Annotated in this window: 10 protein-coding genes and 1 pseudogene; 8 read left to right on the forward strand and 3 right to left on the reverse strand. The window is 70.4% G+C overall.

What is annotated here, in order from left to right; translation table 11 throughout:
* The 8 genes and pseudogenes from AC08OQ_RS15620 to AC08OQ_RS15655 form a co-directional block, all read left to right on the forward strand.
* Window positions 1–847 (forward strand): alpha/beta hydrolase (locus AC08OQ_RS15620; protein WP_476612147.1); only part of this gene is annotated, 847 nt, incomplete at its 5' end.
* Window positions 848–1,193: 346 nt separating this feature from the next.
* Complete coding sequence (locus tag AC08OQ_RS15625; RefSeq protein WP_462188782.1) at window positions 1,194–1,673, forward strand: ArsI/CadI family heavy metal resistance metalloenzyme; 480 nt, start codon at window positions 1,194–1,196, stop codon at window positions 1,671–1,673.
* 203 nt (window positions 1,674–1,876) lie between these two features.
* Window positions 1,877–2,413: a fluoride efflux transporter FluC gene (locus AC08OQ_RS15630; RefSeq protein WP_476605549.1), complete on the forward strand. Its 537-nt coding sequence runs from the start codon at window positions 1,877–1,879 to the stop codon at window positions 2,411–2,413.
* Window positions 2,413–2,757, forward strand: coding sequence for a DUF190 domain-containing protein (locus AC08OQ_RS15635; protein ID WP_476602214.1), 345 nt, complete (start codon window positions 2,413–2,415; stop codon window positions 2,755–2,757). Before AC08OQ_RS15630 ends, AC08OQ_RS15635 begins: the two co-directional genes overlap by 1 nt.
* Window positions 2,754–3,143, forward strand: a complete 390-nt coding sequence (locus AC08OQ_RS15640; RefSeq protein WP_476602213.1) for a fluoride efflux transporter FluC — start codon at window positions 2,754–2,756, stop codon at window positions 3,141–3,143. The genes AC08OQ_RS15635 and AC08OQ_RS15640 overlap by 4 nt, the downstream gene beginning before the upstream one ends.
* A 318-nt stretch (window positions 3,144–3,461) precedes the next feature.
* A complete protein-coding gene (locus tag AC08OQ_RS15645; RefSeq protein WP_462188778.1) occupies window positions 3,462–3,794 on the forward strand; it encodes a hypothetical protein in 333 nt (110 codons plus the stop codon).
* 238 nt (window positions 3,795–4,032) lie between these two features.
* Window positions 4,033–4,395 (forward strand): hypothetical protein, encoded by a 363-nt coding sequence (locus AC08OQ_RS15650; protein WP_476605550.1) that lies wholly within the window; start codon window positions 4,033–4,035, stop codon window positions 4,393–4,395.
* Window positions 4,371–4,496 (forward strand): annotated as a pseudogene (locus AC08OQ_RS15655) (protein-tyrosine phosphatase family protein); the annotation flags it as partial. The gene AC08OQ_RS15650 and the pseudogene AC08OQ_RS15655, both read left to right, overlap by 25 nt.
* Window positions 4,497–4,594: 98 nt before the next feature.
* On the opposite strand, the gene AC08OQ_RS15660 reads toward AC08OQ_RS15655, so the two are convergent.
* Genes AC08OQ_RS15660 through AC08OQ_RS15670 form a run of 3 tightly spaced genes read right to left on the reverse strand, consistent with a single transcriptional unit; the run spans window position 4,595 to window position 7,275 of the window.
* A complete protein-coding gene (locus AC08OQ_RS15660) occupies window positions 4,595–5,662 on the reverse strand; it encodes an ABC transporter ATP-binding protein (RefSeq protein ID WP_476602185.1) in 1,068 nt (355 codons plus the stop codon).
* Window positions 5,663–5,664: 2 nt separating this feature from the next.
* The gene (locus AC08OQ_RS15665; protein WP_476602184.1) at window positions 5,665–6,444 is read right to left on the reverse strand and encodes an ABC transporter permease; all 780 of its coding nucleotides are present in this window, start codon (window positions 6,442–6,444) and stop codon (window positions 5,665–5,667) included.
* A gap of 24 nt (window positions 6,445–6,468) precedes the next feature.
* Window positions 6,469–7,275: an ABC transporter permease gene (locus AC08OQ_RS15670; RefSeq protein ID WP_476602183.1), complete on the reverse strand. Its 807-nt coding sequence runs from the start codon at window positions 7,273–7,275 to the stop codon at window positions 6,469–6,471.
* Window positions 7,276–7,672: the final 397 nt, after the last annotated feature.

Raw genomic sequence — 7,672 nt, forward strand, 5'->3', positions numbered from 1 at the left:
GTCACCATCGCCGCGATCAACGAATGGCTGCCCCGATAAACTTCCCAAACAGGCCCTAGGCGCATTCCTCGCCGACTGCAAGGCTCGGCCCAACTGTGGCTTCGGTCACGGCGACCCGGCCGGCGCCTTCGACCGCCTGGTCGAACGGCTCACCGAGAAGCCGATCCCGGCCGGCGGTAAGGACGGTAAGGACACCGGCGCCGCCCGCACGCTCAACTGGGTGACCGCCATGATAGGGGTTCGGTCCGCGCTGTACTCCCATGCCAAGTGGCCGCGGCTCGCGGGAGCATTGGCACTGGCCGACGACAACAACGACGGCTCCGAGCTGCTCTCCTTCGCAGCGCAGGACCCGATCGGGGCCATCCTCCCCTTGCCGCACAGCACCTCCACCAGCTCCGATGCCGCGCATACGGCCATTGCCTCGCATACGGCCATCACCTGCACCGACAAGATCTTCCCGACCGTGGGCGCCTACCAACGACTTTCTGACGAACTCAACCGCGAGAGCCCCCATTTCGGCCTGCTTTCTGCTCTCGGTGCCCTTGCCTGTGTGGTCTGGCCGGTTAAGGCTGCCTCCCGCTACACGGGGCCGTTCCACGCCACCGGCGCTCCGCCGATTCTCCTCGTCGGCAGCACCGGCGACCCGGCGACGCCCTACTCCGGGGCTGTGTCCCTCGCCCGTCAACTCGCCAACAGCGTGCTGTTGACCTGGCGCTCCTACACCCACACCGCCTACTTTCAGGACAGTGTCTGCGTCCGCCGGGCCGTCGAGCGTTACCTGGTCGACCTGATACTCCCGAAGCGCGGTACGATCTGTCCTGACATCCCGACATCGGCGGGTTCTTGAGTCTCGGTCCTCGCGATTCAGAATCTTCGCGATTCAGGCTCACCTTAAGGATTATCCAGAAAGGCGACGACTTCGCCGATGCGCGGGCCGGCGTAACGGTCGCCGGCCCCGGTTGGCGCCCAGCGGGGCGCGGGCGAGCGGGGCGCGGCACGCGGAGATCGTCCCGGCGAGACCGGGCGGGCCGTCCGCCGCGGGGGCGATGACCGGGTCGACGACCGGGAGACCCGCCGGTGGGGAGGCGGTCGCCGTGCCGCCAGCATGCCCCAGCCATTGACAGACGTCTATGTTTACGGTCATCTTCGACCCGCAAGAACATAGATGGGTGTCGATGTAAGGGGTGGGCTGGATGGCCAGGGTGCAGTTGGCGTTGAACGTCTCGGACGTGGACGCGGCGGTGGAGTTCTACACGACGCTGTTCGGGGTCGGGCCGGCGAAGCGGCGGGCGGGGTACGCGAACTTCGCGGTCGACGTGCCGCCGTTGAAGCTGGTGCTGATCGAGAACCCGGACGCCCGCGGCGCGGGGGTGGCGGGGGCGTTGAACCATCTCGGGGTGGAGATCGAGACCTCGCAGGAGGTGTCCGCCGCGGCGGCCCGGCTGCGGGAGGCGGGGCTGGTGACGGCGGTGGAGGAGAACACCGCCTGCTGCTACGCGCTGCAGGACAAGGTGTGGGTGGATGATCCGGACGGTGCGCCGTGGGAGATCTACACGGTGCTCGCCGACATCGCCGAGGGCGCGGGCCCGCAGCTGCGCGCCGTGGAACCGGGGGCCGGGGGCGGTCCCGGGTCGGCGTGTGACTGTGGGCCGGTGTGCGCTCCCACGGTGTGACGACGGTGACAGGTGAACCGGTAGCGGTTAGCGGTGAACCGGTAGCGGTGAACCGAACCGGTATGGTGTGACGGCGGCGGCTTCCGGTCACCGCGCGGCGGTGGGGCCCGCCGGACCCGAACCGCGGCAGTGCGCCGCCAACGGTCCCTACCGTGACAAGTCATGCTTGGCTGGCCCGGCTGTCGCGCAGGTAGGGAGCGGGCGTGGACGACGCCGAGCAAACGGTCGGTGCACCGACCGATCCCGATGGCACCAGCCTCGATGGCACCGACCCTGATGGTGATGGGCCTGTCCCGGTGCGGCGCCGGCAGCTTCGTCACGCGCCGGTCCCGGTCCCGCTGCTGGCGGTGATATCGGCTGGTGGGGCGGTGGGGGCATGTGCCCGCTACGGGGCGTCGCTGGTGTGGCCGACGATGCCGGGCACGTTCCCATGGACCACCTGGGCGGTGAACACGGCCGGTTGCGCGGCGATCGGTGTGCTGATGGTGCTGATCACCGACGTGCGGACGGTGCATCCGCTGGTCCGCCCGTTCCTGGGCACCGGGGTGCTGGGCGGGTTCACCACCTTCTCCACGTATGCGCTCGACGCGCAGCGGCTGGTGGACGGCGGGCGGGCCGGGCTGGCACTGGCCTACCTGGCGCTGAGCGTCCTCGTCGCGCTGGGCGCGGTGTGGGCGGCGGCGACGGCGATGCGATGGTTCGTGGCGACGACGCGACGGGTCGCGGGAAGGCGGGCGTGATGAGGTTGAGCGGCCGGGCGTTGCGGCTGATGGTGTTCGTCGGGGAGAGCGACGTGTGGCATCACCGACCGCTGGCCAGCGAGATCGTGCACCGGGCGCACCGCGCCGGGCTGGCCGGGGCGAGTATGTTCCGGGGCGTGGAGGGGTTCGGCGCCTCCTCGATCGTGCACACCGCCCGGCTGCTGTCGCTGAGCGAGGACCTGCCGGTGGCGGTGGTCATCGTCGATGACGAGCAACGGGTACGGGCCTTCCTCCCGCAGCTCGATGAACTCGTCACCGAGGGGCTGGTCATCCTCGACGAGGTCGAAGTGATCCGCTACGTCGGCCGGGAGGCGAGTTGGTGAACTGGCTGCTGGTGATCGCCGGGGCCGCGGCCGGCGCGCCGCTGCGCTATCTGACCGACCGGGCGGTGCAGGCCCGGCACGGCACGGTCTTTCCCTGGGGCACGTTCACCGTCAACGTCACGGCCAGTCTGCTCCTCGGCCTGGTCGCCGGCGCCGCGGGCGCGGGCGCGGCGCCGGCGTGGGTGGCCTCGGAGCAGGTGGTGTCGCTGGTGGGGACCGGGCTGTGCGGGGCGTTGAGCACCTACTCGACGTTCTCCTACGAAACGCTGCGGCTGGCCGAGGACGGCGCCCGGCTGCTGGCCGCGGCCAACGTCGCCGGCAGTGTGCTCGCCGCGTTCGGCGCCGCCGCTCTCGGCGCGGCCCTGGCGCGGGCGGTGTGGGGGTGATCCGACCGGCGCACGGCACGAGCACAGCGCCCGCCGCCGCGGTCAGGCTACGGCCGTGGCGGTTTGTCCTGGTCTTCGGCGTGGTGCGGAAGGTTCGGGCTGCGGCGGGCATGCCCGGGGTTCCCGCTGAGATGACGGCGGGGAAGGACCGGCCTGCTCAGAAGGTGGTGCGAGATGCCTGATCTGGGATTTCCCCGGCTTCCGCCACGGCGGCCCGTTCCCCGGCAGCGGTTGGAACAACGTCAGGTGCTGCTTGAACGTCACGTCGTCGCTTCGCTGAGAACCTCTCGGAAGCCGTGGTGGCGCAGGAGGCGGGCGATGATCCCGGGTGCGGTGGTGGCCGTTGCGTGTCTTGCCGCGGCTAGCTGGGGGCTACGACCCAGCGGCCTGGCGGAACGGGCGACAGTGGTCGGATGCTACTCGGCTGTCAATCTCCGGAGCGACACCGCCGCGGTCGCGGCGGACCGTTGCCACCCCCGCCCGGAGATCATCACTGTTCTCCGGGGCAAGCTGGATGCCTACGGTCTGCATTCCTGGTCGATCGATGACAGCGGATTCGATCAGCCATGGGCGCAGGGTCGGCCCTGCGCCAGCCTCGCCTTCGACCACGACCGGTCGATCGTGCGTATCGTGCCGTTTCCCACGCAATGATGCTCACGTACGAGTGGAGTCCACGGATGTGGTGGCTGCCTGGACATGATCGCCTCTTACCTCACCGCGGAGCGGGACCTGGGCAGCTGGCTGAGCAGCTCCCGCTGATCTTCACCGACCCACGCCACGTGGCCGTCCGGCCGCAGCAGCGCCGCCGGCAACGATCACGTCAATACGGACAGGCGGAGGGCCAGGTGTGGAGTTCTCGATCAGCCGGGCAGGTCGTAGGCGTGGCCCGGTGAGCGGCCCGCCGCTCGTGCGGGCCCTGCGGCTTCCGGACGGCTGCCGGGTACGCGGCCGCGGTCTGCGCCGCCCGCTACCGGAGGGACCGGTGCCTGACTTCGGCCTCTACCTGGGAACCAGCCGTCTTCGCCGCCGCCACGACGGGGAGCTGGGCTGGCCGCGCACGTGGATCGACTGGCCCGACTTCCTCCTGCCCCGTGACCAGGACCAGGCCGCCCGGCGCATCCGGGCGCTGCACGAGCAGGCACGGGCCGGCACGGGCCGGCGCGGGCCGGCGCGGCGGTCGAAGTCGCCTGCGGGGGCGGCGTCGGCCGCACCGGCACCGTCCTTGCCTGCCTCGCCGTTCTGGCCGGACTGAACCCACCGGACGCTGTCGCCTGGACCCGGGAACACCATCACCACCGGGCCGTCGAGACCCCCTGGCAGCGCCGTTGGGTGGCCCGGTTCCCGAACCGTTGACCGCGGGCTCGCCTGGCCTGGGAGACGCTCCAGGGTGCCGCCCGCCACTCGTACGCACCGAGGGGGTTTGGCGCTGTGGCTGCAGCGTTGTACGGCTCCTATGGCAGGGGTGCTGTCCCACCGGGGCGGCGCGCTTCCTCCTCATCGAGTTCTTCGCGCCTTGGTTCCCTGGGCGCGGGTTCGGGCGACTGACGGGTGGTGGCATAGAGGCGGCGGACGACGTCCTCGATGTCGGGTTCCTCGACAGTGGAGTCGAGGACCTCGGCCGTCGCGGTGACCGCGGCGAGGACCCGGGCGGCGGTAGTGGTCTCGGCGTCGAAGGCGAGGCGCTGGCGCAGGCCGTGGGCCTCGCTGGCCAGGTGGCGGACGGCGGGTAGGCCCGTCAGGTCCCCGGTGGGCCCGGCGAGGTCAACGACCAGCACCCGGTCGGCGCCGGCGGCCCCCGCGAGACCGGCCAGGTCGCCGTCGTAGGCGAGGCGGCCGTGGTCGATGACGAGGACCCGGTCGCAGAGCCGCTCGATGTCGCCCATGTCGTGGGTGGTCAGCAGCAGTGTGGTGCCGTGGGCCGCTCGCTCGGCGACGAGGAACTCCCGCAGCCGCTGCTTGGACAGGACGTCGAGGCCGATGGTGGGCTCGTCGAGGATCATCAGCCGGGGGGAGTGGAGCAGCGCGGCGGCGATCTCGGCGCGCATCCGCTGGCCCAGGGAGAGCTGGCGGACCGGGGTGGCGAGGAAGTCTGCCATCTCGAGCCGCTCGACCAGCTCGTCGGTGCGCGTGCGCTCGGTGGCGGCGGGCAGGGTGTGGATAGCGGCCAGGATCCGGAACGACTCCCGCACGGGAAGGTCCCACCACAGCTGGGATCGCTGACCGAACACCACTCCGACCTGGCGGGCCAGCCGGCGCCGGTCCTTCACCGGGCTCAGCCCGCAGGTGCGCACAGTGCCGCGGGTCGGCACGAGGATGCCGGCCAGCATCTTGATCGTGGTGGACTTGCCGGCGCCGTTCGCGCCGATGTAGCCGACCGCCTCGCCGGGTGAGATCCGCACGGTCAGGTCGTCGACGGCGGTCAGTCGCCTCCGGCGCAGCCCGTCGCGCACGGTGAACTGCCGGGTCAGCCCGACGGTCTCGACGATCGCTGTCTCGACGATCGCAGTGTTGACGCTCATGCTTAACCGCCGCCTCCCTGGTAGTGCCGGACGCCCCAGCGCCAGCACAGCAGCGCCATGGCCCACGCCCAGACAGCCGCGAGTGGCCCGCACCAGCCAAGCCACCTCGGCAGCCACTCCGGTCCAGGCAGACCGAGCAGGATCAGCGTCGGCAGGTACCCCGTGAAGGCCATCGGAAAGAAGAAGCCGAACAGGACCTTCAACGGCCGGGACCAGAGCGACGCTGGCTGGGTGGCGGCGTAGCGGCCGCCATACACGAACGCGTTGGTCATCTCCCGGCCGTCCACCAGGAAGAACTGCAGGCCGCCCGCCCAGACGAACAGCGCGGCGAACGTCGCGACACCGCTGACCAGGGCGGTCGCCAGCAGCGCGGCCGCGGCCGGGCCCCAGGGAACGTCGCCCAGGGCCAGACCGGCGACCAGCGCGGCCAGGCCGACCGACGCGCGCGCCAGCCGCCGCAGGCTGAGGTCGCTGGTGACCAGCTGCAGCTGCAGCAGCAGCGGCTGCGGCCGCAGGTAGAAGACGTCGAAGGTGCCGGCGCGCAGGTACGTCGGCAGTCTGTCGCAGTGCCCGAAGGCGAGGTCCGCGAGTGAGAAGGAGAGGTCGGCCAGGCCGAACACCAGCAGCATCTGGCGGAACTCCAGGCCGCCGAGCCGGGTCGTGGCGTGAAAGACCACCCACACCTCGGCCAGTTCGATCACGGCCGACAGCAGCGAGCTGACCAGGTCAAGGGCGAAGTTCGCCCGGTAGGAGGTCTGGGAGCGGGCCCGGGACGCGAGCACAGCCCGGTACGCAGGGCGAGCGGCTCAGCCACCCTGGATCTCCAGGCGGTGCCGGCCGGCGCGCGTCAGCGCCTGGCCGAGCCCGCCGACGCCGACCAGCCAGGCAACCTGCGCCGCTACCAGGGTGAGCGCGCCGGTGATGTCCACGCGATCAGCGAGGATGCCGACCGGATACATCATCATCGACGGGAACGGCGTCGCCTGGGCCAGGAGTTCGAGCCACCGCGGGAACATGCTGATCGGCACGAACAACCCGGTGAGGAAACCAGAGGCCACCATGTAGACGAGCTGCACCCCGCGCGTCTCCACCAGCCAGAAGCCCGCGACGGCGACCAGGTAGACGGTCGCCGCCGAGATCACGACCGCGAGAAGCAGGCTCGCCACGCCGAGAAGGCAGGCCGTGACCGACCCGGGCAGCTTCATCCCGACGACGAACCCACCGATCAGCAGCTGTGGGATCCCCCGGGGAATAAACGCGAACAGCGCCTGCCCGACCTCGGTTGTGATCGTGGCGGCTTGCACGTCCAGCGGGCGCAGGAAGTCGACGGCGATCTGGCCGTCCTTGATCCTCTCCGCGATCTCGCTGCCGCCCCAGAAGTTGACCGAGCCGAGCATCGCCTGGGACAGCCAGATGTAGGTGCCCATCTGCGCGATGTCGTACCCGCCGATCTCACCCCCCGCCGCCCGGACCGCGGCGAACAGCACCGCGACCTTCAGCAGCCCGAACGTCGTGTTCGAGAGCAGCCCACCCAGCGCGGCCAATCGGTAGGTCGACTGCCGGCGGAACCCTGCTACCAGCAGCAGCCAGTAGACCCGAACCGTCGCGCGCATAGAACCACCAACAATACAGTCTGATCCAGGAATACGGTCTGGTCCGGGCCCCCAGAAGCCTCGGCCGCAGCTGATGAAGGCGTAGCGGCCAGGCATGTTGACGTGGTGGTCGACCAGCGTCGACCCGCGGCGACGTACGGTGTGTGCAGCAGGTCACACGCGCGCCGTAGGCGCGCCTTGAGGCCGTGAAGAAATCTCGGCCCCGTGAAGAAACCTCGCGATGAGTTAGATCCGCTCTGCCCCCCTGGGCCAGATGACTACGATCGGTAGGTGGCGCGCCTTCGCAAGCTCGACGGTGGCGGCGGTCCCTCCTGCCTTGCTGCTCTTCCGCCCGTCCCACACGGCAAACATACGATCAGCCCGAGAAAGAACTTCATTATTAGCCGCTTCGTAGGGG

The organism is Frankia sp. CcCS3 (assembly GCF_977927575.1).

Bases quoted from the DNA above. Each gene is read 5' to 3' on its own strand.
- AC08OQ_RS15625 (WP_462188782.1), top strand. From the start codon at position 1,194: ATGGCCAGGGTGCAGTTGGCGTTGAACGTCTCGGACGTGGACGCGGCG.
- AC08OQ_RS15635 (WP_476602214.1), top strand. From the start codon at position 2,413: ATGAGGTTGAGCGGCCGGGCGTTGCGGCTGATGGTGTTCGTCGGGGAG.
- AC08OQ_RS15645 (WP_462188778.1), top strand. From the start codon at position 3,462: ATGATCCCGGGTGCGGTGGTGGCCGTTGCGTGTCTTGCCGCGGCTAGC.
- AC08OQ_RS15660 (WP_476602185.1), bottom strand. From the start codon at position 5,662: ATGAGCGTCAACACTGCGATCGTCGAGACAGCGATCGTCGAGACCGTC.
- AC08OQ_RS15670 (WP_476602183.1), bottom strand. From the start codon at position 7,275: ATGCGCGCGACGGTTCGGGTCTACTGGCTGCTGCTGGTAGCAGGGTTC.